A 24551-nucleotide genomic window follows, 5' to 3' on the forward strand; every position below is an offset into this window, starting at 1 on the left:
CCGCCCATCACCCTCCACAAGATAGCCGGGAAGCAGGTCCGCCATATCTTCGACGTCCTCATTTCTAAGGAAAACCATGAACCACAGCGGCACAGTCACTGCCCCCTCCTCGGCAACGACGCGCACCATCTACAGCCCCTCCACGGGAGAGCCGGTCGGAGAAGCTCCGGTCCATACCGTTGACGACTTGGAAAAGGCCGTTGCGGCAGCAACCGCGGCACAGCCGGCATGGGCCGCATTGAGCCATGAGGAGCGCTCGTCTGCATTGAACCGGGCCGCTGATGCCGTAGAGCGTTCCGCTGAGGACTTGGCAAAGCTGCTCTCCCGTGAACAGGGCAAACCACTGAACGGCCCTAACGCGAGGTTTGAGGTCGGTGGGTGCGCAGGGTGGCTTCGCGCGACTGCCGCCACTCCCCTAAACCCAGAAACCATCGTCGACGATGGTGAAACAAAAGCGGAACTGCACTACCGACCCATCGGCGTCGTTGGTGCCATCGGCCCTTGGAACTGGCCCATGATGATCACGGTCTGGCAGATCGCACCGGCGCTCCGCATGGGCAATGCAGTCGTTGTGAAGCCCTCCGAATACACGCCTCTCAGCGTTCTTGCTCTGATAGATGTCATCAACCAGGAACTCCCCGAAGGCCTACTTACGGTAGTCTCCGGGGGCCGGGACGTAGGAGCGCGCCTGGCCGAGCACCCTGCGATCGGCAAGGTCATGTTCACCGGCTCCACGGCGACCGGCAAGGCAATCATCAGATCTTCCGCGGGCACGGTTAAGCGGCTCACACTGGAGTTGGGAGGCAACGACGCAGGCATTGTGCTGCCCGACGCCGATCCGCAGGCCATAGCGGAAGGCTTGTTCTGGGGTGCGTTCATCAACACCGGACAGACCTGCGCCGCCCTGAAGCGCCTTTACGTCCACGACGACATTTACGACGCCGTCTGTGAGGCTCTCACCGCCGTCGCATCCGCCATGCCCATGGGCGATGGTCTGGATGAGAACAACGTGCTCGGTCCATTGCAAAACCGACAGCAGTTCGACATCGTGTCCCGCCTCGTCGACGCCGCAAAAGAATCCGGTGCCCGTGTCCTGCTCGGCGGCAACCCCGACACCAACCAGCCGGGCAACTTCTACCCAACAACGCTCGTAGCCGACATCGACAACGACAACCCCCTCGTTGCCGAAGAACAGTTCGGTCCCGCACTGCCGATCATCCGCTACAGCGCCCTCGATGAGGCCATCGCAAAAGCTAACGGACTGGACGTCGGGCTCGGCGCATCTGTTTGGTCCTCCAATCCTGCCGCAGCACGCGAAGTCGCCGCACGCCTTGAAGCAGGAACCGTTTGGATCAACTCCCACGGCATGGTCAACCCGCTCATTCCCTTTGGTGGCTCTAAGCAGTCCGGATATGGCCTGGAATTTGGTGTCGAGGGACTCAAAGCACTCGGCGTACCCCAGATAATAAACGGCTAACAGACCACGCTTGGGGGCCGGGGGCACCTTCGTGCCCCGGCCCCCGGTCTATTCCCCTTCGCGACCCCGCCAGTTCCGGGACAGGAGCCGGATGGGATCCAAAACGTTACTTCGAAACAAACCCTCCGGAGGACCCTCCATGTCCCACCCATCCCCAACCCATCCCTCACTGAATCGCCGGACCCTCGGCGTCCCCGCCCTGGTCTTCATGACGATCGCCGCATCCGCCCCGCTTACAGTCGTCGCCGGCGGATACCCCAGCAACTTCGCTGTAACCGGGCTGCTCGGCGTGCCCCTGTCATTCGTCGTTCTTGGTGCGTGCCTTCTCCTGTTCACGGTTGGTTACGCTGCGATGAGTGCCCGGATTCGGAACGCCGGCGCTTTCTACGCCTACATAGCCCAAGGCCTCGGAAGGACAGCCGGTGTCGGGGCATCGTTCCTGGCACTGACCGCCTACAACGCTGTCCAGGTCGCAATCTACGGCCTGTTCGGTTTTGCATCTGCCTCATTCATCAACGAAAAGACTGGCGCGGACGTACCATGGTGGGTCACCGCGGCGGGGGCGTTCGTGGTCGTTGCCTGGCTGGGCGTCAACAAGGTCGATTTCTCGGTTCGGGTTGTCGCAGTCATGGTGGCCTTGGAATTCCTGGCGGTCCTCATCTTCGACATCGCCTCATTCTCCGTCCAGCCCGAGGGCATCACCGCCGCGGGACTCCTCCCTGGGGACCTCTTCACCGGTGGCGTAGGAATCGTCTTGGCATTCAGCATCGCCAGCTTCATGGGTTTCGAGTCCGCCGCGATTTACAGCGAAGAGGCGAAAGACCCGAAACGATCCATCGCGCGCGCAACGTACATTTCGGTCGCCGTGATCACCATCTTCTATGCCATTTCCGCCTGGGCCATGGTGATGGGCGTAGGACCAAGCCAAATCGTCAACCAGTCCCAGGAACTCGGCCCCGGCGTCCTCTTCAGCTTCCTGGCACGGAACGTAGGCGTTCTGATGGCAGACATTGCACAGCTCTTGTTCATCACCAGTCTCTTCGCGGCCCTTCTTTCCTTTCACAATGCCGTCGCCCGCTACATCTTCGCGCTCGCGCGGGAAAACGTCCTCCCGGGACGCCTCGCGTACGTAAATCCCCGCACCCACGCGCCAGTCGCCGGTTCTGTGGTTCAGTCCGCCGTTGCCCTGACGGTTGTGACCGCCTTTGCTATCGGCGGTCTCACGTCCGACATGGGTCAGCTGTTCCCAGTGCTTACCCTTTTCACATGGCTCTCCAACGTCGCGGCGCTGGGCTTGGTGCTTTTGATGGCCTTGGTCTCCCTCTCCGTAATCGGATACTTCAGACAGAACCACCACGGGCACACTCTGTGGACCAGGCGCATCGCACCTGGATTAAGCGCCTTTGCCTTGGGAACGATCTTCGTGCTTGTCCTGCTCAACTTTGATGTGCTCATCGGAACAGCAGGTTACTCCGTGCTCCCTTGGCTCCTCCCAGCCATCGCCCTGGTCCCCGGCGTCGTCGGCATCGTCTTTGGCCGGTACCTGAAGCGGTCAGCCCCCGAAGTTTACAAGGGGATTGGCCACGGGGCAGACGACGAGGAGCAAACAGGTTCGACTCGTACAGCGCAGCCCTCAGCTTCCAAACCCTAATCACCACAGAATGCGGCCGTTCACCTGCTAGCAATCAGAACGGCCGCTTTTTGACTGCGTACACTGTCAGATTGTGCAGGGGCTCACGCCCTTGAAATTTCAGCCCCGCAAGCGTCGCTAGGATGGGCTGCAAATGCAGTCCAAGGAGGGCAAGAGTGCCGAAAATTGTCGACCACGACCAGCGGCGGGCGGAGCTCGTCGAGGGGACCTGGAGAATCATCGCCCGTGACGGTATCGAAAGTGCCACCATGCGTGGGATCGCAGCTGAAGCCGGTTTCGCAAATGGTGCGGTGAAACCTTACTTTGCAACCAAAGAAGAGACACTCACCTTCGCATTCGCTCACGTTTATGACGCTACCAATATGCGGATAGCTAGCGATCCTGACCGTGCCGGGATGCACGAAGATTCGATCCGGAAGTGGACAGATATGGTCCTCAAATATCTAGGCGATGCACGCAGGAAAAAGTGGGTCTCATTCCTCTTCTGCTGACGAGGTCCTTGCCGAGCTTATTTTGAATGTGCTTTTAGGTGCCCAGATCCGCGCCGTCCTGTGTCCCTCGGAGAGCCTTTCCTCGGAGCTCATTAGCCAAGTCAAGGGCTTGCTGCACCTCGCCGGCCACACCGGGACGACAACCGAACGATATTGGAGGCACAGACGGCATAAATCTTGTTGCCCTTCATGTCATGAACGGGCTCTTCGCAAGGAACCGCTGGAACAGCGAGCAGCAGCATCGACGATGCGATCCTCAGCTTGGCTGCGCGGAATGCACTTGTCGGGGGTGGTGTCTTCTCAGACCGAAGCGCAGCAGCTCACTAGCATGTAGGCACCTTCCCCCACCACCCCATGCAACTGATGGCCCTCAACATACATCAGTGCGAAGGCGACAGCAGCACGCGCCACTCTAACTAGCCGAGAGGTCGTGTAGCCCGGGTGCGCACGTGCAATGAAGGTGTAGCCGAAGACTCAAAAGCAGACCGCAACGGGTACCCCCATGGCCGGACACGCGGCGCCTATCCTGCAGAAGAGTGGCACCGTAGGGCACTGTATTGCCAGTGCTCGAACCACTTCGGCGTTCGTCCAGCACCACTGCCGGCCCAGTATCGATATTGATTTCCCCACGAACCATGTGCGGCCGGAAATCCGCCAGAATGACGAAAGGCCGGTTATCGGCGGCGGGAGCAACAGGTTGGAGAGTGCCCTTTGTGGCAGCCGTCCAGGCTTGCTAATACAGCCGACGCGCATCCACATTGTCTAGCATCTGGCCGTCCGTTAGTTCTGCGTAGACACCGGCCAAAACCGAAGCATTACTTCGGTCCGAGTACGCCCGATGGCGGATTCACGGCCTACGGTTGCCTAAAGGCAACTTACTGGTAATCGTGTCTAGTCGTTCTTGAACTGTCTCAGACCGGTTCATGAGCAAATTAAGAGCGTGCTTTGCACGGTCAGCGAGCGGTCGGCGCACAATCCATAGTGAAATTGACCGACGAAACGGACGGAGTTTTCATGGTGGTTTTGGACGCATTGGAGCGGCAGATCGTGGCCGCCCTTCAGCTGGACCCGCGCTGTCCCTGGCGCAAGATGGCGGCTGTGCTGGGAGAAGCCGAGCGCACTGTGGCACGCCGGGGCTCCCAGCTGCTGGAATCCGGGGCGGTGGCCGTTGTAGGTGTGCGGCCCCGGCCGGCGGCGGTACTGGTCGAAATGCGCTGCACCCCCGGGACTGTTCGCGCAGCGGCGCAGGCCCTCGCCCAGCGAAGCGACACGACGTTCGTTTACACCACTACCGGCACCGGCGACTGCGTCGCGGAAATACTGACCGAGCCGGGGCGTATGGGCGATGTGTTGTCCGATGAACTGCCTTCAACAATCGGCCTGAGGGACTCCACCAGCTACCCGGTACTCCGTTACTTCAGGACCATTCGTGGCTGGCGGCCGGAAATCCTGAGCGCCGACCGCGCCGAAGCCTTTCGCTCCGGCCTGTCGACGGACTCCGGAATCCTGGAAGCCCGGCACGAACTGAACCGTCAGGACACCGAACTGGTTGAAGCGCTGTGTGCCGACGGCCGGATGAGCTTCGAGGCGCTGGCGCGGAGGGTTGGCGTGTCGGAAGCCACGGCTAGGCGCCGCACCGAATGGCTGTTGGCCAACAACCAGGTTCAGCTGAGGGCCGTCGTCGAACCTGCGGCGTTCGGGCTTGCTGTTGAAGCGTTGCTCTGGGTCCGGGCTGCGCCGCGGCATGTCGAACAGTTGGGCAAGAGCCTGTCCGAACTTCCGACGGTGCGATACGCCGCGGCCCTTGCCGGCGATTTCCAGATCGTCGCCGATGTCACTGTGGAGGACATGTCCTCCCTGTACCGCTTCATCACGGGGTCGGACTGGGCCCAATACGCTTCCGGCGTGGATGTCTCCGTGCTGTTGGACGCCCGCAAGCGCGGCGGCCGCCTCATGCGGTCATCGTCGTAAGCCCCGCTCCCGCCCCGGCAAGGACAGGCGCGACGGCGGCGTACCCCGTCTGCTTCTCGAAGGCATGGCCCCAACGCAGCAGCTGCATATCCGTGTAGTGGTTACCGGCGAGCTGGAGGCCGATGGGCAGTCCGGCAGAGTTGAAGCCCGCCGGCACGCTGAGCACGGGCAGCCCGGTGGCGGACAGCACGCACGCTGAACGCATCCAGTCCAAATACGTCTCCGACGCCACACCGGCAACCTCCGAGGGGTACCGCAGCGTCGCATCGAACGGCAGGACCTGGGCGCAGGGGCTGGCGAAGAGGTCATAGCGGCCGAAGAATTCCTGCACGCTGAGCTCAAGGCGCGTGCGGGCAGCAGTGGTCTCAATGAGGTCCTGGGCCGTCAGCGCCTGCCCCATGGCCACATTCCAGCGGACTTCCGGCTTAATGAGGTCTCCGAAACGTTCAACAATCGGTCCAATGCCGGCAGCGAAGTCCATGGCGCGCGTGTTGCCGAAGACCAGATCGGCTTCGCTGAAGTCCGGCGTGGCTTCCTCCACGACCGCGCCCAGTCCCTCGAACACGGCAAGCTGCCGTTCAAGGTGGTCGAGGATCCCAGGTTCCACCGGCACACCGATGCCAAAGTCCCGGGACCAGCCGATCCGCACTCCCCTCATATCCGTGTCCAGGCTGGCCCTGAAAGCCTCCGGCTCAAGGCCCTGAGGGTACGGTACGCGGGGATCTCTGCCGGCAGTGACCGACATGAACAGCGCGAGGTCCTCCACGCTGCGGGCCATCGGCCCGGTCCTTCCCAGCCACGCGTACGCGTTCACGGCCGAGGGCATGGGGATGACCCCCGTCGAGGGCCGGAAGCCGGCCACGTTGCAGAACGAGGCCGGGATGCGGAGCGAGCCGCCCATGTCACTGCCGTCACCGATGCTTTGGATCCGTGAAGCGACGACGGCGGCCACGCCGCCGCTGCTGCCACCAGCGCTCAAGGTGGGTGCGTAGGGGTTGGTTGTGGTTCCGAAGAGTTCGTTAAACGTGTGTGATCCGGCCCCGAATTCGGGAACATTGGACTTGCCAGTGGTGATGACCCCGGCTGCCTTCAACCGCGCGACGATCAGGTCATCGGCCTCGGGAACGAAGTCCCGCAGGGCGAGCGAGCCCTGGGTAGTGAGCATCCCGGCAGTGTTGTTGGTGTCCTTGTGCGTCATGGGCAGGCCGTGGAGCGGCGGCAACTCCGTGCCCGAAGCGGTCACCTGATCCGCCCTCGCGGCGAGTGCCTGCGCCCCTTCGACGTCGAGCGTGACCACGGCGTTGATCACGGGATTCACCTCGGCGATCCGGTCCAGATGGTCGGCAAGGGCTTCGCGCGCCGAGATCGTCTTCGTGCGGATGGCTGCGGTGAGTTCGACGGCGGATAGCTCGCCAATGGTGCCAGGCATGATTGCTCCTTTACTCGGTGTTCACTGCCTGAAAGTGTGCCGCGTCACTCCGGCACCCAGGAAGCCTTTCATCCAGCTGGGCATGCTTTGACTGAATGCGCCAACAATCTGGCTGATTCAGTCAGGTCTTGTTCCTCCTCCGGCGAAGAGTGGATTCTGTTGCATACGCCTTGGCCAATCCGGTCGAGGGGCAAGGATTCGCCCTGATGCAGCACGTACCGCACAACGTCGTCGCGCGCCGCCCGCACCCGGGCATTCAACCGGAGGTTTCTCATGCACCAACCCCTGGCAGTACAACCCCAAGTAACAAGCAACTCGACGGACGTCCTGGCCATTGCCAACAGCCCCATCTTGTGGGTCTGCGTCGCAGGTGTCTTCGGCGTCATCATCATTCAGTCTGTGATCTTCATGAAGGCAGCGCGCCGTGCAGCGCCGTCGGTGGACATGAGCACACAGGACATCAAGACGTCATTCCGTTCCGGTGCGGTCTCTGCCATAGGGCCCTCATTGGCCGTTTCCCTCGTGGCTATCGCGCTGTTGGGCCTGTTCGGCGCTCCGGCTGTGCTGACCAGGATCGGCTTGATCGGTTCGGCCGCCTACGAAGTCTCCGCGGCCAGCATCGCCGCAGGTTCCATGGGCGCCAAGCTCGACGATGCCAGCTACACCCAAAGCGTGTTCGCGGTGGCGTTCTTCGTCATGAGCATGGGTGGCGCCATGTGGATGCTGGCAACGCTGATCCTGACGCCGCTGCTCCGAAAAGGTGATGCCAAGGTTCGCTCCGTGAATCCCGCCGCCATGGCCATCGTGCCTGCGGCCGCCCTGATCGGCGCCTTCTCCTGCCTGGGGCTCAGCGAACTGCCAAAGTCAGGCATCCATGTCCTGGCCTTCCTCGTCTCCGCCGCGGTGATGGGCCTTTGCCTGCTGCTGGCCAGGAAATTCAGCAAGAGCTGGCTGCGCGAGTGGGGCCTCGGCTTCTCCATCGTCATCGGCCTCATTGCCGCATACCTTGCAGCCAGCCCGGCCATCGGCGCCTGAGCACCGACCCTAGCCCTGAGAGCCAAGCCTGACCACCGTCGGAAAGGAACACCCCGTGACTTCCACCACCATTGTCCCCGCCACCAGCAACACCGCCATGACTGACTTCAGCCGCACCACCTCCCGCTGGGGACAGATCACGATGATCATCGGCTTGCTAATCTCACTGGCCGGCCCGTTGGACCTGGTCTTTGCCAGCGGCCTGGACATTGCTCCCGAACAGCTCTGGATCGCGTTCGCAGCCGTCGCTGCCACCTTCGGCATCATCTGGATCGTTGAGCCGCTGACCTACTTCCCTGCCCTGGGACCGGCAGCCATGTACCAGGCATTCATGATCGGCAACATCTCCAATAAGCTCCTACCTGCAGCGCTCATCGCACAAACCAACATCGGTGCCAAGCCGGGCAGCAAACGCGCGGAGCTGGCCGCCGTCGTCGCTATCTGCGGAGCCGCGGCGGTCCACCTTGTATCCCTGGCGATCTTCGTGGGGCTCCTCGGGAGCTGGCTTATCAGCGTCATTCCGCCGTCGGTACTGCTTGTCACCCGACTGTACGTGCTGCCCACAGTCCTCGCTGCCGTTTTGGTGCAAGCCGTCGTGTCCATGAAGCAGCCCCGCACGACTGTCATTGCGCTGGTGGTGTCAGCCGTCGTCGTATTCGTAATCCTTCCGCTGGCACCGTCGCTCGCGATGGTGTCCACCGCCATCGTCGTACTGGCCACGATCATGTTGGCCTGGTTCTTCCGCGCGAAGAGCGTCACGGCTAAGAGCGAACCCGTCCACATCGAGTAGTCAGCCCCGCCAACTTCAAGTTCTGTCGAATTCACGATCGACGCCGAGAAACACGGCCATGAAGCAATCGACGGCGCTGGCCATCCTCGAACGCTCAGGAGGCGGGCATCTCAGCACAAGGCTTCGCCACACCGCTCTGAAGAACTCCACCACGACAGCACGTCAATCCTGGGCGCCTTTCGGGGGAGAAAAAGGCACTCCCCCGACACTGCGCGCCCATCCCCGAGTTGATGGAAACTCCGCCATTATCGGCGCTTCTGAAGGCCTAAAAAAGGGCAGTTCCGAACGTCAGCGAATGAAGGCCGGGACGTAAGGTGCTGACGGCCCCAGCTGGTCCGTCGCGTTCTCGAAACTACTGGAGGGCGCGATAGCTATGCCGGTGTTTTTACGCCGAGTCTGCTTCAGCGCTCTAGAAAGTTTCTCTGCGTTATCCGCCAGAATACGTTTGGGTCCCGCTGGTTCGGGACCCAGCATGCGAACATGTCGAGCATGGCGTCGTCTGGCATGGGCACTTCCCCGCGGGAGGCCGTGGGGTGTGGCCAGCCGCTTCCCCACCATGCGTTCGGGAGGCGGGAAAATACGGCACCGATAGCGGCCCGGTCACGGTACGAGGGGGCCGACGTGAGACTCGTGGTAAACGCCAGAAAGCTTCACCCCATGCGCTCTTATGTCGGTGCTCTCGGCGATGATTGTCCGGTGCCTGCATTTCCCATTCGAAGCGCCCGCCCCGCAGTGGCCATCCCGCCGGGGCGCATGCGCCACGACATCTCGGAGGACCGGATCCTCCTGCACACGATCCAGACGGCGGAGGCGTTCGGCGCGCTCCTTACCAACGAAGTGCTCAAGCCCAACCCGGCCATGGCTGAACCGCCGCTGCACGCGGACGGCTACGACTGGATGTACCGGCAGATGGCTGCACGGCTGCCCACGACCGGTGACGGAGCGATCTGGCTCTGGGCCCGGATACGGCGCCAAACGCTCGTGGAACTGTGCGGGCTCGCTCCCGGGCAGGTTCTGCTGACCTGCAGGGTGCCACGGGAGCGGGTACTGCTGTCCCATTTTGGTGACTGGCATGCCGTCCTGAACCGGCATCCACTGATTATTGAGCACCCCGACGAGAGCGACGAAGCATACGGTGCCCGGCTGGACCGTATCTTTGAGGACGTCGACAGCCGCGTCCGTGCAGCCGGGGTGGCGCTGAATGCAGAATACCGGCATTGGCCCGCGGACGTGCGGACAGAACTCGAGGACAGCTGGGCCTTCATACTGGATCCGACGAACTACGGACGCTACGAATCCTGGCAGGCAACCGTACATGCACTGCATTCCGACGATGTCGTACAGGCCGTCCGGATTGAAGGCTGAGCACTGTCCGGTCAACACGTTCCCGCCCGATTCCCTCCTCAACCGTGTGCCAGACGGCGAGAGGATCATGGGCACGTTCCGTCGGCGCTCCCGTTTCCAGGGAACGTCACAGGTGAGCAGCTTCCCGAGGGACATCGCAGTGCGGACCGCAATCTCGACGAGCTCTTGAACAGCCCATCGGCACAGGAAGCTGGCCGCAGTCCTTCGATAAGTTGGTTCGGTAAGGCCGGCCACGGGTAAACCGACTCATTTGGAGAAGACGTGAAAGCAATTGTGTACGAAGAGACAGGTTCGTCCTCGGTGCTGAAGCTTCAGGACAAGCAGCTGGCTGATCCCGGCCCTGGTGAGGTCCGGGTCCGCGTGGTCGTCTCCGGCGTGAACCCCACCGACTGGAAGTCCCGGGCAGGCGGAGGAGGAAGCACCCTGCTGGCAGCACCAAAGGTTCCTAACCAGGACGGCGCCGGCCTGATCGATGAGGTCGGTTCCGGAGTGACAGGACTCAGCGTCGGAGACCGCGTCTGGCTCTGGGACGTCGCCTGGGGCAGCAATGAGGGCACGGCACAGGAGTATGCGGTTGTACCGGCGGCCAAAGCAGTCCCGCTTCCGGATGCTGAATCCTTCGACACAGGCGCGTCCATGGGCATCCCCGCTTTGACAGCGCACCGAGCACTGACCTCGAACGAGGACGGACCTGCCAGGCTCTCCCCCGGAGCCCTGGCGGGACGAACGGTACTGATCACCGGCGGCGCAGGCGCAGTGGGACACGCTGCCATTCAGCTAGCAGACTGGGCCGGAGCAACCGTCATCACGACCGTCAGTGGAGACCGGAAAGCTGAACTCGCACGCCTCGCCGGAGCCGATATAGTCATCAACTACCGCACCGACGACGTCGTGACTGCCGTCCGCGAGGCAGCCCCCGGGGGAGTCGACACCATCGTTGACGTAAACGCTCCAGCCAACATCGACTCAGACGTGCAGGTGCTCAAGCCAAGCGGAACCATAGCCATCTACGCGGCGAATCCCGGAGAATCAGTGACGGTTCCCATCCGTGAAAGCATGACGAAGAACATCCGGTACCAGTTCATCCTCACCTACACGGTCGCTGAGGAGCGGAAACAGCACGCCGTGGCCGCTGTCTCTGAGGCGCTGAAAGCCGGTGCGATGCGCGTTGGCGACGAACACGGCCTGCCGCTGACCCGCTTCCCGCTCGAAGATACCGCCGCGGCACACGACGCCGTGGAGCAGGGCACCATCGGGAAGGTGCTCATCGACATCACAACATCATCCTGACCCATGGCCTCCCGACCCACCGGACCGGGCCAACCGGGGCCTGACCAGAACGAGCGGCAGTTCCATTGAAGCCGGAGTTGTACATCGTGACCGTGCGTCCTGGCGGGGCCAAATCGTCCACGCCACAGTTGACGGAATCTCCACTATCGGCGTTCCAAAGTGTGCCTAGATAGGCGCAGGGTTCTCCCCGGGATTGGTGTCCTCAGCGTCGACCCCGGCCGACGTTCCTGAGGTCCGGTGAACTCCCAGCTCGTTGTTCTTCTTGATGTCTCGACTCTGATGCGTTATGACCCTTGATGTCTCCCTCGGCAAGATATGGATGGACCTAGTCTTACCGGAAATCCTACGGTGACCTACACATCACCAAAGTAGCGCAGCTCCAGCATCCGCTCGGGTTGCAGCGTTGCCGGACGGATCAATCGCTATCGCCGATACCTACAACGGCGCCGGGCGGCGTTTCGACCCGACCCTCAGCACGGTATCCACCCTGGCGGGGCCTGGCCGAGCCATCAGCTGTGATTCTGGATCCATCGGCGGATGGGACGCCGGTCCTGGTCGTTGCCGAAACCAACAGCCACCGCCTGGTCAGGCTTTCCGTGCCGGCAGCAGCGCTGAAGGTGGACGAAGGCGCCGGACAGAGCCGCCGCGTGGCCACTGCGATCGCGGCTGGCCGGCACGAGGTGAGCGTGCGGTTCACGGCGCCCGCCTGGCAGAAACTGGACGACCGTTGGGCGATCCCACCCAGCTCAAGGTCTCTTCCACACCGGAGAATTTCCTGATCAGTGGCGCCGGAACGTATCAGGGACTCACCCGGGCTCTGGAACTGAAACCCCATACACCCGACGGTGTTCTGCACGTTTCCGCGCGTGCCGCCGCCTGTGATGGGGGCTGGGTAAGGAGATTCCGGACCATGCAGCGTGCCACCTCTACCAGCAGGACTGGGGTATCCCCGTCACCTTGGACCCGACCGGAGCGTCAAGCCTGGCATTGGAACTGCGCGGCATTAACCAGCAGCGGTTCTGCTGTCACAGGAGATTCACCATCACGACGTAGGTCACCGTCCCGACGCCGACACTCACCAGGGTGCGGCGTCCGAAGAGAAGGTGCGTGACCGCCGTCGTAGTTACGGCGACCAAAGCCAGGCCCGCATGCGCAGGGTCTGCGGCGATGGTGGATCCGAGGGTCGAAGCCGCGAGGATGCCGAGGATGCCGACTGGCATCCACCAGGACAAGACCTTGACGATCTTCGACTCGCGCAGCGTCTTGAGCGCGGCGAAGGGAAGCGCCCGAAGGCCAAAGGTGATGATGAAGACGGTCGCCAGAACCGCGATGATGTAACTAGTTTCAGGCATGTCCGGCTCCAAGGCTCGTGCGGTGGCGCCCAATTGCGTAGCGAACCAGCAGGGACGTGAGGAACAACAACAGCGCGGCGAAGAGCGACTGACCGGGAACGGCCAGCACAGCCAGGGCGAAACTGAGCCCGGCCAAAAGTACGGACGGAATATGCTTTCGCGACCTCGCCGCGTCCAGTGTCAACGTGACGAACAGCGCACAAAGAGCAAACTCCAGTCCCTCGATGTGGCCGGGAATCAGTGAAGCTACGAGGATGCCGGCGAGCCCGCCGCCCACCCAAAAGCTCTGGAAGGCCAGCTGCATGCTGAGGAGCCGCCGTGACGTCCACGTGTCATGCGACGCGGCGGTGACGGCGTAGGCTTCATCGATCAGGGCGTAGACCGAATAGAACCTGGCGAGGGGATTCCGGACGATGTGCAGAGGAAAGGAGAAGGCGTAGAAAACGTGGCGGAAGTTCACCAGGAACGTCGTCAGGGCGATCGCAGCCAGAGGTGTTGCTGCCAGCATCATGCCGATGAGCAGCAGTTCCAGGGAGCCCGCGAAAGCGGCGACGGAGAGGGCCGGCGCGACCCACCACGGCAATCCCGACTGGACAACCATCAGGCCGAAGGCGATACCCAACGGGAACATCCCCAGTCCTGCAGCCAACGAATCCTTGATGCCGAGCACGACCTCATGGCGGCCGGTGCGCAGCTCGCGCTTTGGGCTAAGAACAGTTTTTTCGATCACCCCTCGATTTTTTCATCGAAGGCGTGATGCTCGATTGCAAATATTGCACTTGCGCCTGACCAAAGGGCAATATATCTGCATGGATTCGACTGATCAAGCAATAATCGACGTGCTCCAGCAGGATGGGCGGATTTCGAACGTTGACCTGGCCGAGCGGGTCAACCTCACACCGGGTCCGTGCATGCGCCGGGTCCAGCGACTTGAAGCTGCCGGCGTCATCCAGGGCTACGGCGCCAGGGTAACTCCGGCGGCTATAGGGCGTGGCTTCGAGGTTATTCTCGACGTTGACCTGATCCAGTTCGATCGGGACAGCGTCCACGGATTCGAGGAAGCTCTGGCGGCCTACGACGAAGTGGTCGAGATGCACCGGCTCTTCGGGTCTCCCGATTACTTCGTCCGAATCGCCGTGGCCAACCTCGAAGCCTACGAGGATTTTCTTTCCAATCAGGTTCTCGTAATACCCGGCATCCAGAAAGTCAGTTCGCGTTTCACAATGAAGACCATCAAGCGCTGAAAAAGGGCCGCTGAGCAGAACGGGCATAGCTGGTATGTCAGGGAGGTCGACGTGGCGCTCTACTGGCTGGCTCGCGAATGCTAAGGCGTCCACAATCCATCCTGTTACAGCTCTGGCCGGTTTACCGCGGGCCTTCTGAATGGCTTCCATAACCCGGGCAAGTAGCAATTGACGGTGATAGCCCGGGTGAACCTCGATAGGCACGCAGCCGTGCTGTTCGCAGAGGGCCTGCTTCCGGGCGTCCCGTTCCTGCTGGAGCGCAAACGCTTTGGCTCCTCCGAAGTACTCCACCGGCTTGGAATGCTGTGCCCCCTGGTACTCTATGCCGATGTTGAAGTCGGGGAGATAGATGTCCAGGCTCTCTGGCCCGAGCCAAACCGGGCTGAACTGATGAACGACCCGCTCTTCCGGGAATGCTGCCTGCGCGTCGAGCGCGGCGTAGCCTGCGGCGAAGTCACCCTCTAGGAAATAGAAGTCAGCCAGCGCGTCCGTCGCGTTGTATGGCAGGTCGCGGGCACCGTATGCCTTCACCAAGGTCTCGAGCTTGATCCTGGCTTCGATCGGGTTCATGCGGCGCTCATCCAGCAGCTCGTGCACGAGCGTCGCAGCGTATCCGGCCTGCACGTCCACCGGATCGCCGGCCTCCAAAGACGGCAGGAATAGGCGGCGGTAGAACGACTTCTGCAGACGGTTCATCATCGGCCGGCCGGAGTCTTCGTCGAACTTCGGTACTCGGCGCTGTCCTGTTTTGGCGGCTGGAGTCCTGGGGATGGCTTGGTCCATGACCCTACCCTTCACGAATATCCCTCGATCCGGCCGAAAGAACACGAGCGCGGTCTGATGATGGCGGAGTCACCCAGAAGCCTGCCGTGCTGAAATCCGGTGCACCGCTTGGCTCTCTCGCCCGCAGCTGCTGTGCCGGGAGCATACTGGGCGCATGGCTGACACCGATGATTTCCTCGCGTGGGTAAAGTCCTCTCTCTACCAGGCTGAACTGGCACTCCACAACGGAGACGCCGGCCCGCGCCGAGCACTCTGGTCCCGGCAGGAGCCGGTGAGCGTTCTGGGTGCCTGGCGCACCGCGCTCGGGCAGCAGGAGCTGGATGAGCTGTTCACCGGCCTGGCCAGGCAGTTCTCCAACTGCACGTCCTACCGCTTCGAGCTGCTCTCCTACGACGTCGTCGGAGACATGGCCTATACGGCCGGCCTGGAACGCACCTCGGCCTCAGTGGACGGTGAACCGCGCACCTACATCCTGCGCGCCACCCAGATATACCGGCGCGAGGATGGCGCATGGAAGGTTGCCCACCGGCATGCCGACACGGTCGGCGGGTAGCGGGAAGGGCTTACAGGTCTTCGTCGGGGTGATGGCCCCACGGAGGTCATCGCGTCGAAGCGGTCCGGGGCTTCCAGGTATGCCAGGAAGAAGATCTCCCCAGCCTGAAGAATGTCCCGGGAGGCATAGGGCCGGATCAGTGATCCGGATATATGACCGGAGCATTCGCGGAATTAGCGGATGGTGAGCAGTGGGCCCGTGATGCCGGGATTAATGTCAGGGCCCAACGCGGCGAACGCTGCAAACATCACGAGTGCGGCGCCGGCCAATGCCAGATCCTTGTAGAAATGCACCCGTTCCATGGCGCGGTTCTGGGGTTCGCTTTCCTTCCAGAAGGGATGCATCCAAAAGGCAGTAACAATGAGAAACAGGAACAGTATCAACGCCCCGAGGTCCGGCCAAACCCCAAGCGCTACCATCAGCGAACCCACAGCCATCTGGACGCCGGTAGCGACCACGAGAAACTCCGCTGCTGGCACCCCGCGGCTCGCGGCGTAACCGGCCATCATCTTCCGCCTGGTGAGGTGCCCGTAGGCTGACACCAGAAACAGCGCCGCAAAAAGCAGCCGCCCGATTATGACCAGAATGCCCATCGGAACCTCCTGAAGAGTCTCCATTCACCGCCCAAGTTCACCGGCAGCCCGCGCCAATCCCGCTGATCCGGCCGGGGTCGCAGCGCTCCCCGGCGGTACCGCGGTGTCTATCAGGATTAACCGCCGGTTGGTCGCTAATGTTCCTCCGGGACTGCCCTGATCCAGAGCAGTGACGCCAGATGGATGACGTTGGCCGGTAGATATGCACGAAGCGGAGTGCAATAGTGACGGGATGATCAACCAGCAACAGCTCTGGGACGATGACGCCGCGAAACGGTACGACACGCCAGGTGAGGGAATGTTCTCCGCGGAGGTACTAGGCCCGACGGTAGAGGTCCTGTCAAAGCTCGCGGGCGACGGTCCGGCCGTTGAGTTTGCCATTGGAACGGGTCGTGTCGCCATTCCCCTCTCGGAAGCGGGGGTCCCTGTCAGCGGTATCGAACTGTCTCACGCGATGATCGCCCGTCTCCGCCAGAAGGTCGGAGAAGCCCGCATTCCCGTGGTCCACGGTGACATGACCGAGGCCCGTGCGGGTGACAACTTCTCCCTTGCATTCCTTGTGTTCAACACCATCTCCAACCTTCTTACCCAGGAAGAACAGATCCGCTGCTTCCAAAACGCTGCCCGCCACCTTGCACCTGTCGGGTGCTTCGTCGTTGAACTCTGGGTGCCACAATTGCGTTCGCTACCACCCGGACATGGCGGAACCGTCGAGGTGAGCGAGCCCGGGTATCTCCTGGTCGATACCTACGACGTGCTCCACCAGCACGTCATCTCCCACCATGTGCGGTTCGGCCCGGAACTGTCGGGTGGCCGGGATGCCCGGATCGCTCGGACACCACACCGGTACATCTGGCCCAGCGAGCTCGATCTCATGGCCCGGCTGGCCGGATTCGTGCTGGAATCCAGATGGGCAGACTGGGACCGGAACGAATTCTCCGCGGAATCTCGCACTCACGTGTCGGTGTACCGACTCGCATCGCATTGAGGATTCTTTTGGGGTCACGAGCACAACGACTGTTGCATGTCTCACCAGGCTTGGAACGCCACAGCGGCGGTCTTAGTTCAGGTTCATGCCGAACTGCCGAGTGAGAAGAGCCCTCTTGAAATGGGCTTCGGCAGCGTCAACCTGGGCGGCCGGCGCGCTCGGCGAGAAGACCTGCAGGATGCTGAACTGGAAGTGCTGCCGGTGCCTGGCGGCGGCGGCCAGCTCCCGAAGGGCGACGTTGCCGCCGTGACCATTCTTGGCATACTCGCTCCAGCGGCCCACGAAGCGTTCGGCGCCGTCGGCTTTCCCCACGTACTGCTTGCCCGTTGTCGTGTCGGCGATGAGGTAGATGCCTTGGACGGAGCTGAGGGCCGTCCGCCATTGCCCGTAGCGGTCGTCAGTGATGGCGGCCTGGAGTTCGTCGTAGCTGACCAGGAGCGAGTCGAATCCGGGGAACGGCACGCTGGAGGGGTCGGCGATCTCGACAACATTCATGCCGACCGCCTGGTCTCCTGTCTTTGCTCAGTTCACCGTGTCCTTTGTCCACTCAATGACCAGGCGGTCCGCCAGGGCAGCGAACTCCGGGGTGGGCCGCAGGTCGAAGAAGCGGCGGTCATCAGTGCGCTCTGCAAGGACTTCGCCATGGTTCTCGTGCGCGGTGATAAACCGGGCGCGCCGGCCGGTGGTTGCGAGGAAGTTCAGCCAGATCCGGGGAGGAGCCGCTGGCGGCTTGCTGTTGCGGATGCCTTGCTCACGCACATACGGCAGGAGGTTGGGCCCGATCGCATCCGCCCGGGTTTTCAACCCATCGGGTTTGAGCGTGTGCCTGATGACCTGTACGTCCTCCGGTGCCAACCCGGTGGCCTGGCGAGGGCGTCAGCTGGAGGACGCCCTGGCGGACGGGGCGCTTCCCGATGCCGCGGCAGTTTTCGCAGGGCTGCCCACGACGTCGGAACTGATTCTTCAGGACGCCGGGTGGGCCTAGTTTATTGACCACAGCCCGCCTGGCCCCTCAAGAATGAGGGCTCAAGCGCGCTTGGATTAGGTGGTGCCATAGGCTTCCCGCATGGCGTGCCGCCTGCTGCGAGCAGGCCGGCGGCGGAGGGCCTGCGGTTCTGCGCCTCCCAGCCCATTCAGCCCGCCGTCGGCCTTCTTCGTGTTAAGTCCGCGCGCAGCTCATGATCGGTAGTGGCAAAGTGCGTTCCGACGCCAGTAGCGCATCAATGAACGTGGCGTATTCCTCCATCGCCCTAAGAAGCAGGCCGATCCCTCCGACTGTAATGTCGAAAAGCCCTTGGACACGGTGAGCCTTGGGTCTCTTGGACGCCCAGTCTCTATCTGCGAATACCGCCGATCCAGGTGTCGGTTTTGTGTACAGGCGTCCAGCCACGGCTGCTGCCTTCGCAATGGCCTTGACCTCCTGGCTGAGTACTCGTTGAGCAAGCAACTCGATTGCGGCTTCACTCATTCTGCTGTTGCTGTCTTCCCTCGTAGTTCACCTTCTCCTGAACCCGTGTGTGCGGCGCAGGGGAGAAACTGCACGCCTTCTGCACAAGTCCCGGACGGTGTGCGGAATCGGACCAGATCCTCACCGCGGCCCGGTTCACAACCATTGGGGGAATGGGTCATTTAGATGATCGTGCGCCCAGCCGGGCGGCCGCGGCCACCAACGTCATCAGGATGGTACCGGCCACGAAGGCAAGGGGTGTCCCTATCACGTACGCCATGGCGTCCTCACCGGAGCCGGCCAGCAAGTGACCACGCTGCACATCAATCCAAATTCTGGCCGTCGACAGCAGCAGGATCAGAGGCAACTGGGGCAGCCCGACCAAGAGCGAAGCGGTAGCGTCCAGGGGTTTCCCGGAAAGACGGCTGGCGAAGTAAGCAGTGAGGGGGCCGGCCAGAAGCAGGGTGGCCAGCCATCCGCCCGGGACAGCTTCCGTCGTGGAGGGGTCGCTCAGCAATGCCGGGATGAACACCAGCGCCGTGGCGGCTGTCGGCACTAAGGCCACCCATCCGGTACGTCCAAGAGGCCGCTTCCGGCTCAAACGATAATCATCGGCAGAAGCGTTCACATCAGGCCATTTCGACGCACCAATTAAGCAATCCAGAGTATACGCTTCCCATCGAAATCTTAGGGGCACGCCGTTGTTTTTTGCCTGCTGGCGAAGCTTGTGCCCGACGGAGGCCGTGAAGACCCGAAGGGCAAGGGACGTGCAATCTGCGGGAGGGAATAGGCAACTTCAGGAGCGCCGGAGGCTGATTGTGCGCGCCTGCAGGCCGCGACGAAGGAGGGGCCGGAGCGGGCACGATAATCCGAAGGACAGCAGCAAAAGGAAAGAAATGCTTGTGCTGCCCGAGCGCAGCGAGGTCTTTTCAGGCGTGAAAAGACCTGCGGTCACATCGTTTCTCCGAGTCCGGTGCCGCCGGGATGTCCAATTTGTTGGGTTGGCCCGAAGGAAGGCTGCATGCGTGATGCAGGCGCTCAGTCCTCGAAGTAGGTGGGCGCTCCTTCATCTCCGGAAACGCGGGAGACGATCTCTGCCCGAGGCTGTGAAGCTTTGTGTTGCGGGTGTTGGAGACCGGCTAGCCATATAGGCCCGTGCTCAAATAGCGGAGGCCGGAGTCGACAATAACCGTGGCCACGGTTGCTTCCGGACCAAGCCGCTTAGCCGCTCGAAGAGCCGCAACAACGTTTCCCCCGGACGAGGTACCGGCGAAAATACCTTCCTCCCGAGCGAGCCGACGGGCCATATCAATCGCTTCCTCGGAGGACACTTGGTCGACCACATCGACCTCCTGCGGTTCCCACAGCGGCGGGATAAAGCCGATGCCGATCCCTTCTATGCGATGCGATCCTGTCGGCCCTCCCGACAGTACCGCCGACTCGGCTGGCTCCACAGCAATGACGTGCAGCCGTGGCTGATGGCTGCGAAGGGCGCGGGCCGCGCCGTGGATGGAGTGGGCGGTACCGACGGACTGGACAAGGGCATCTACCCGCCCGCCTGACTGCTGCCAGATTTCCTCCCCCAAGGGCAGGTACCCATTGATGGCGTCATGGTTGTTGAGTTGGTCGCAGGGCCAGTGGCCCGGCTGCGTGCTCACTTCGCCCGCCCTGGCAATCATCGCTTTGATCAGCTTCTCGGTGATCCGTCCCTGGTCGCTGGGCACATCCTCCACTATTGCCCCGAACGCCTCCATGGTGCGTCGTTTCTCGTTGCTGAAGGCGTCAGAGAAGACGACGTGAAGCTTGTACCCTTTTGCCGCGCAGACGAGGGCCAGGGAGATGCCGGTTGTGCCTGCCGTGTATTCGACGACGGTGTCCCCCGGTCTTATCTCGCCACGTTCTGCAGCACCATTAATGGCTGCCAGCGCCATCCGGTCCTTCATGCTTCCGGTTGGATTCGCCCATTCCAGCTTGGCCAGTATTCGCGCCGATCCCGTAGGGACGATGCTTTGCAGCTCAACCAGGGGCGTAGAGCCAATTGCTGCGAGGACCCCGGGACCAAGGTCGGTTTTGCCTTCCATACCGTCGCCTCTCGATGGTCAGGGAGCAAATATATTCCTCCAAGTCCAGTTTGCCCACTCAGTTTCATCTCATCACCAGTCGCTCCAAAGCTCGTTCTGCGGCTCGCACACAGCACGAATCACGCGTGTAATCTGGCGTGCGGCGCATCCGCTGCGGGACCGGTTTTAGGTCACGCGTCTGCTCACAGGCGCGACGGGTAGTAGTCGTGTAGCTCATGAGCTGGTGCTCCGTTCCCTCGGGCAGTGCTTGTGCCTGGCTGACCGGCTTCCCTCTCCCCCACCATGTTTTTTGCCTCCGGCAATGAGGTTCTGCCTCTTCGTAGGGCAAAGGGGAATCTTCTTCCCGCCCGGACCGGTAATAGTCTGGCGAACCTCCGTGTCGCCGTCCACGACCGTTAGCTCGACCTGAGTACGGCAGAGCTGCGTTTCGCTGGGCATCACGGGACGGATATCTGTCACGCGCACAAGATCGGAACGATTGCTCTTGTTTTTCCAGCCACGCGGCCTCATGGGGCTTCAAATCACTAAGGCTTTCCAGATCCTGCCCCCGGCGCGGGTCTTCAGTATTTAGTTGCTGTAAGCAACCATACCCTGTTATGGTTGCTTACGGCAAGCAACTAGGAGGGCTCCATGACAGTTGAGCCGAACACGGCAGCTGAACTCGTCCGCCGGATTTTCGACCTGCAGCGCGCAGTCCGGTGCCTCACCGTTTCAGATACACGCGGAATCGAAGCGGGCGTTGCCCTACAGGGTGTCCTGCGTTTTGTGGGGGAAAAGGAATCCCGTGCCACGAATCTCGCCGAGCGGCTGGGTGTTAGCGCGCCCGTCCTTAGCCGGCATATTGCAGAACTCGAGGAACTCGGGCTGGTTCACCGCCGGCCTGACCCCGACGACGGCCGGGCTCAGCTGGTGGCTCTCACGAACGCCGGCCGGGCCAAGCTCATCGAAATCGAAGACCGCCGCGTCGCCACCCTGCAGGGGTACCTGCAGGAGTGGAGCCAGTGCGACGTCGAGGAGACGGCGAAAATACTCCACAAACTTGCGGACTCCCTGACGGAATCCGCCCGGGCAAAGACGCTGGCCGGAGCCAGCGCACCCACCAAACGCTAGGAGCACATTCATGGCCAGCCACGCCCCCGCACTCGGGAGGGCCACGTCAGGCCCTTCGGCTCATCCGCCGCAAGCCGCCATGACCCACCGGCAGATAATGGAGGCTCTGACCGGCCTTCTTGCCGCTTTCTTCACCGCGATCCTCAGCAGTACCATCGTGGCCAACGCGCTTCCCACCATCATGTCCGAACTCAAGGGCACCCAGACGGACTTCGCCTGGGTCATCACCGCCGCGCTGCTTGCCAACGCAGTCACGACGCCCATTTGGGGCAAGCTGGCTGACCTGTTCGACAAGAAGGTGCTGGTCCAGCTCAGCATCGTGATCTTCGTGGCGGGATCGGTGATGGCCGGCCTATCCGAGACAATCCCGCTGCTGCTGACCGCCCGCGTTGTCCAGGGCATCGCCATGGGCGGCTTGACCGCGCTGGCACAGGCGATCATCGGCTCCATGATCCCACCCCGGAACCGCGGAAAGTACTCCGGCTACATGGGTGCAGTCATGGCCGTGGGCACAGCTGGCGGACCGCTGCTGGGTGGCTTTATTGTTGATAGCCCACTCGGCTGGCGCTGGACGTTCTTCGTCTGCGTCCCGCTTGCCGTCGTCGCACTGGTCCTGCTGCAGATTACACTCAAGGTCCAGCACGTCAAGCGGCCTGCCAAAATCGACTGGCTGGGATCTATCCTCCTCACCTCGGGCGTCAGCCTGCTCCTGATCTGGGTGTCGTTCGCTGGCAACCCCGACTACTACGATTGGTGGTCCTGGCATTCGGCACTGATGGTGGGCGGCGGCGTCGTGCTGCTGGCGCTGCTGCTGGTGGTCGCAGCCAAGGTTACGGACCCCATCATTCCGCTGAAGATCATCTCGGAGCGGACCACCGCCCTGGCCATCTGGGCTTCCGTGGCTGTGGGCGTGGCGATGTTCGGATCGTCGACCTTCCTGGGCCAGTATTTCCAGGTGGCGCGGGGCGCGAGCCCCACCGAGGCCGGCCTGCTGACCCTGCCCATGATCGCAGGCAACCTGACAGGTTCCGTGGTATCAGGTCTGCTAATCAGCCGCACAGGCAAATGGAAGCGTTACCTGACCGCAGGTTCAGTCCTGCTGATCGGCGGGCTGGGCCTCGCTGGAACGATAGACCACACCACCGAGCTGTGGCAGGCCGGAGTGTTTACCGCGATCCTGGGGCTTGGGCTCGGAATGCTCCTGCAGAACCTCGTCCTGGCCGTGCAGAACACCGTCAGCGCCCGTGACATCGGCAGCGCAAGCGCGTCCGTGGCGTTCTTCCGCTCCGTAGGCGGTGCAATCGGCGTGTCCGTACTGGGCGCGATCATGAGCAACCGGGTCAAAGAACTGGCTGCGCAGCGCTTGTCCGATGCGGGAATCCACTCAGGCTCCGGGACGTCTGCTGCCAGCCTCGATCTGGCTGACATGCCTGCCCCAATTCGGGAGATTATGCGGGCGGCCTACGGCGACGCTACCGCGGAGATCTTCCTGATCGCCGGCGGAATCGCGGTCGTTGCCCTCATCGCCGTGCTCCTGATCAAAGAACAGCCGCTCCGGAGAACTGTGGAGATCCGCCCGGAAGGCGCTGCCACCGACTTGAAATTGGCTGAGCTGGACCCTGGTGCGTGCGCCGTTCACCACTGCTGTCGTCCGTAATCCGGTGAAAACCTCAACCCAGCGACGCCCAGCAGAACGCTGAGCGGATAATCAGTCTTGGGGGCGACGAAGCCTGGACTTAACATGTGTACACCGATTCTGGAGCCGGCCCTGGCGACGGTGAGCCGCTTTGCTGCGCAGACCGCAAACAACTATAAAGTCCCATGAAAAGGATGCATACAAAGCACCAAATATATCTCACACTCTTTGCCCACTCCCCCGTTCCGTAAGCCCATCCGTGCGCCATTGATCGGGCCCACAGAACGGCCGCGATGACAGCGCCTAATGTCGTCTTCTGCCGGGAAGGATCCTGTGGCCGAAGTCGTTTACACCCAAGGTCCGCAGGTCGCCGTTCGCGCCGATATTGCCGCCCGCGAGCACGTCAGCCCCGGTGCGGATCGGGCTTGTTCTGTCGCAACGAGGCGCGGACTAGCGTCAGTGGATCCACTGTTTCGCCTATGATCCGGTCGCTCTCTCACTCATGAGAGGCGGCATCAACCGTGCGACGCGCGGTCTGAGCGCGATAGAACTCCCCGCGCGCCCGGATGGTGGCGCGTTCCTCGTCGCGGTCTGGGTTCGCCGCACACCTTTGCGGGCACCCCTGTCACGAGACGCACACCATCGCCGGTGAACGCGGCTAGGGCGTAATCGGCATCAACGGCCCGCCCACCTGATCCAGGAAAACGACATTGTCATCCTGATCACCCATGCCCAAATAACTACCGGGGAAGCCAAAGCCTACGAGCCCCGAGTGGTCCCCGTAGACCAAGCCAACAAAGTGACCCAGCTGGGCAACGGCCCCGCCGAACGCCTCACACCAGGGCTCCTGCGCCCGCCGCACGCCCTCAACAACGCCACACTTTAACCGGACCATGAGCACTGGTACCCCATCGCAGTTCTGCCGAAGCGCTGAGGACCCACTATCGGAACCGAGGGCGTGCCCCCATGATCGAAGTCCCCTTGACGGTCCCGCGGGCAAGAATGTCCTCCCCGAGTGACCAATAAAGGTCGATGCGCAGCAGCGCATTTCCGGTTCGTTGCGCTTGGATCCCGGCACCCGTACGCAAGTTTTCAGGGCCTACGGCAGGTTCCCGTAGTCTGCCGGCAGGTCGATACCTGAAGACGTCACGCCTTCAACCCGACCGATCAGCAAATGCACCACAAGCTGTGGCACAAATTGGCAGTCCGTCCCTCCTATAGCAGCGGCAACCAGGGCAACGAGACGTAAGGGTGCTTATCGGCAT

23 protein-coding genes and 2 pseudogenes are annotated in these 24551 nt (G+C 62.2%); 17 read left to right on the forward strand and 8 right to left on the reverse strand.

Annotated features, from left to right (window positions below):
• Nucleotides 1–76 precede the first annotated feature (76 nt).
• The 4 genes from J7E80_RS16630 to J7E80_RS16645 all read left to right on the forward strand — a co-directional run bounded on the left by J7E80_RS16630 (nucleotide 77) and on the right by J7E80_RS16645 (nucleotide 5590).
• Complete coding sequence (locus J7E80_RS16630; RefSeq protein WP_215053348.1) at nucleotides 77–1477, forward strand: aldehyde dehydrogenase family protein; 1401 nt, start codon at nucleotides 77–79, stop codon at nucleotides 1475–1477.
• A gap of 139 nt (nucleotides 1478–1616) precedes the next feature.
• Complete coding sequence (locus J7E80_RS16635; protein WP_215053349.1) at nucleotides 1617–3128, forward strand: APC family permease; 1512 nt, start codon at nucleotides 1617–1619, stop codon at nucleotides 3126–3128.
• Nucleotides 3129–3283: 155 nt separating this feature from the next.
• On the forward strand, nucleotides 3284–3619 hold the full coding sequence (locus J7E80_RS16640; protein ID WP_215053350.1) for a TetR family transcriptional regulator: 336 nt from the start codon (nucleotides 3284–3286) through the stop codon (nucleotides 3617–3619).
• A 1014-nt stretch (nucleotides 3620–4633) separates the two neighbouring features.
• Nucleotides 4634–5590, forward strand: a complete 957-nt coding sequence (locus J7E80_RS16645; protein ID WP_215053351.1) for an AsnC family transcriptional regulator — start codon at nucleotides 4634–4636, stop codon at nucleotides 5588–5590.
• On the opposite strand, the gene J7E80_RS16650 is transcribed toward J7E80_RS16645, so the two are convergent.
• Nucleotides 5571–7019, reverse strand: a complete 1449-nt coding sequence (locus tag J7E80_RS16650; protein ID WP_215053352.1) for an amidase — start codon at nucleotides 7017–7019, stop codon at nucleotides 5571–5573. The two genes, J7E80_RS16645 and J7E80_RS16650, sit on opposite strands and share 20 nt — an antisense overlap.
• Nucleotides 7020–7292: 273 nt before the next feature.
• Here J7E80_RS16650 and J7E80_RS16655 point away from each other — a divergent pair, with 273 nt between their 5' ends.
• From J7E80_RS16655 to J7E80_RS23930, 5 genes and pseudogenes are all read left to right on the forward strand, one after another.
• Nucleotides 7293–8054 (forward strand): DUF5058 family protein, encoded by a 762-nt coding sequence (locus J7E80_RS16655; protein WP_215053353.1) that lies wholly within the window; start codon nucleotides 7293–7295, stop codon nucleotides 8052–8054.
• A gap of 55 nt (nucleotides 8055–8109) precedes the next feature.
• Nucleotides 8110–8844 carry a hypothetical protein gene (locus tag J7E80_RS16660; protein WP_215053354.1) on the forward strand — a complete coding sequence of 245 codons (735 nt, stop codon included), beginning with the start codon at nucleotides 8110–8112 and terminating at the stop codon, nucleotides 8842–8844.
• 696 nt (nucleotides 8845–9540) lie between these two features.
• Nucleotides 9541–10209 carry a DUF3841 domain-containing protein gene (locus J7E80_RS16665; protein ID WP_215053355.1) on the forward strand — a complete coding sequence of 223 codons (669 nt, stop codon included), beginning with the start codon at nucleotides 9541–9543 and terminating at the stop codon, nucleotides 10207–10209.
• 261 nt (nucleotides 10210–10470) lie between these two features.
• A complete protein-coding gene (locus J7E80_RS16670; protein ID WP_215053356.1) occupies nucleotides 10471–11499 on the forward strand; it encodes an NADPH:quinone reductase in 1029 nt (342 codons plus the stop codon).
• 371 nt (nucleotides 11500–11870) lie between these two features.
• A pseudogene (locus tag J7E80_RS23930) lies at nucleotides 11871–12552 on the forward strand (hypothetical protein); the annotation flags it as partial.
• Here the strand turns inward: J7E80_RS23930 and J7E80_RS16680 are convergent.
• Both J7E80_RS16680 and J7E80_RS16685 read right to left on the reverse strand, forming a co-directional pair.
• Nucleotides 12525–12851: an AzlD domain-containing protein gene (locus tag J7E80_RS16680; protein WP_215053358.1), complete on the reverse strand. Its 327-nt coding sequence runs from the start codon at nucleotides 12849–12851 to the stop codon at nucleotides 12525–12527. The pseudogene J7E80_RS23930 and the gene J7E80_RS16680 overlap by 28 nt on opposite strands.
• Nucleotides 12844–13581, reverse strand: a complete 738-nt coding sequence (locus J7E80_RS16685) for an AzlC family ABC transporter permease (RefSeq protein ID WP_311380862.1) — start codon at nucleotides 13579–13581, stop codon at nucleotides 12844–12846. Before J7E80_RS16685 ends, J7E80_RS16680 begins: the two co-directional genes overlap by 8 nt.
• Before the next feature lie 79 nt (nucleotides 13582–13660).
• Between J7E80_RS16685 and J7E80_RS16690 the strand changes: the two genes are divergently transcribed.
• From J7E80_RS16690 to J7E80_RS16700, 3 genes are all read left to right on the forward strand, one after another.
• On the forward strand, nucleotides 13661–14095 hold the full coding sequence (locus J7E80_RS16690) for an Lrp/AsnC family transcriptional regulator (RefSeq protein WP_215053359.1): 435 nt from the start codon (nucleotides 13661–13663) through the stop codon (nucleotides 14093–14095).
• Between the two features lie 168 nt (nucleotides 14096–14263).
• Nucleotides 14264–14560: a hypothetical protein gene (locus J7E80_RS16695; protein WP_215053360.1), complete on the forward strand. Its 297-nt coding sequence runs from the start codon at nucleotides 14264–14266 to the stop codon at nucleotides 14558–14560.
• 472 nt (nucleotides 14561–15032) lie between these two features.
• Nucleotides 15033–15431: a nuclear transport factor 2 family protein gene (locus J7E80_RS16700; RefSeq protein WP_215053361.1), complete on the forward strand. Its 399-nt coding sequence runs from the start codon at nucleotides 15033–15035 to the stop codon at nucleotides 15429–15431.
• 173 nt (nucleotides 15432–15604) lie between these two features.
• Here the strand turns inward: J7E80_RS16700 and J7E80_RS16705 are convergent, their stop codons facing one another.
• A complete protein-coding gene (locus J7E80_RS16705; protein WP_215053362.1) occupies nucleotides 15605–16024 on the reverse strand; it encodes a DoxX family protein in 420 nt (139 codons plus the stop codon).
• A 232-nt stretch (nucleotides 16025–16256) separates the two neighbouring features.
• Here J7E80_RS16705 and J7E80_RS16710 point away from each other — a divergent pair, with 232 nt between their 5' ends.
• On the forward strand, nucleotides 16257–17012 hold the full coding sequence (locus tag J7E80_RS16710) for a class I SAM-dependent methyltransferase (RefSeq protein ID WP_215053363.1): 756 nt from the start codon (nucleotides 16257–16259) through the stop codon (nucleotides 17010–17012).
• 72 nt (nucleotides 17013–17084) lie between these two features.
• Here J7E80_RS16710 and J7E80_RS23935 read toward each other — a convergent pair whose 3' ends face one another.
• Together J7E80_RS23935 and J7E80_RS23940 are read right to left on the reverse strand one after the other, a co-directional pair.
• The gene (locus J7E80_RS23935) at nucleotides 17085–17507 is read right to left on the reverse strand and encodes a GIY-YIG nuclease family protein (protein WP_251036992.1); all 423 of its coding nucleotides are present in this window, start codon (nucleotides 17505–17507) and stop codon (nucleotides 17085–17087) included.
• 27 nt (nucleotides 17508–17534) lie between these two features.
• Nucleotides 17535–17816, reverse strand: coding sequence for a hypothetical protein (locus J7E80_RS23940; RefSeq protein ID WP_251036993.1), 282 nt, complete (start codon nucleotides 17814–17816; stop codon nucleotides 17535–17537).
• A gap of 25 nt (nucleotides 17817–17841) precedes the next feature.
• Between J7E80_RS23940 and J7E80_RS16720 the strand changes: the two genes are divergently transcribed.
• Nucleotides 17842–17997 carry a hypothetical protein gene (locus J7E80_RS16720; RefSeq protein WP_215053364.1) on the forward strand — a complete coding sequence of 52 codons (156 nt, stop codon included), beginning with the start codon at nucleotides 17842–17844 and terminating at the stop codon, nucleotides 17995–17997.
• A 640-nt stretch (nucleotides 17998–18637) separates the two neighbouring features.
• Here the strand turns inward: J7E80_RS16720 and J7E80_RS16725 are convergent.
• Complete coding sequence (locus J7E80_RS16725; protein ID WP_215053365.1) at nucleotides 18638–19015, reverse strand: hypothetical protein; 378 nt, start codon at nucleotides 19013–19015, stop codon at nucleotides 18638–18640.
• A 583-nt stretch (nucleotides 19016–19598) separates the two neighbouring features.
• A complete protein-coding gene (locus J7E80_RS16730; RefSeq protein WP_215053366.1) occupies nucleotides 19599–20540 on the reverse strand; it encodes a PLP-dependent cysteine synthase family protein in 942 nt (313 codons plus the stop codon).
• A 630-nt stretch (nucleotides 20541–21170) separates the two neighbouring features.
• On the opposite strand from J7E80_RS16730, the gene J7E80_RS16735 reads away from it, so the two are divergent.
• The 3 genes and pseudogenes from J7E80_RS16735 to J7E80_RS16745 form a co-directional block, all read left to right on the forward strand.
• On the forward strand, nucleotides 21171–21650 hold the full coding sequence (locus J7E80_RS16735) for a MarR family winged helix-turn-helix transcriptional regulator (RefSeq protein WP_215053367.1): 480 nt from the start codon (nucleotides 21171–21173) through the stop codon (nucleotides 21648–21650).
• A gap of 10 nt (nucleotides 21651–21660) precedes the next feature.
• The gene (locus J7E80_RS16740) at nucleotides 21661–23307 is read left to right on the forward strand and encodes an MFS transporter (RefSeq protein ID WP_396020798.1); all 1647 of its coding nucleotides are present in this window, start codon (nucleotides 21661–21663) and stop codon (nucleotides 23305–23307) included.
• Nucleotides 23308–23915: 608 nt separating this feature from the next.
• A pseudogene (locus J7E80_RS16745) lies at nucleotides 23916–24172 on the forward strand (aspartate 1-decarboxylase); the annotation flags it as partial.
• Nucleotides 24173–24551: the final 379 nt, after the last annotated feature.

This window comes from Arthrobacter sp. ISL-28 (assembly GCF_018613875.1).
In the GTDB taxonomy this organism is placed as follows: Bacteria; Actinomycetota; Actinomycetes; order Actinomycetales; family Micrococcaceae; genus Arthrobacter.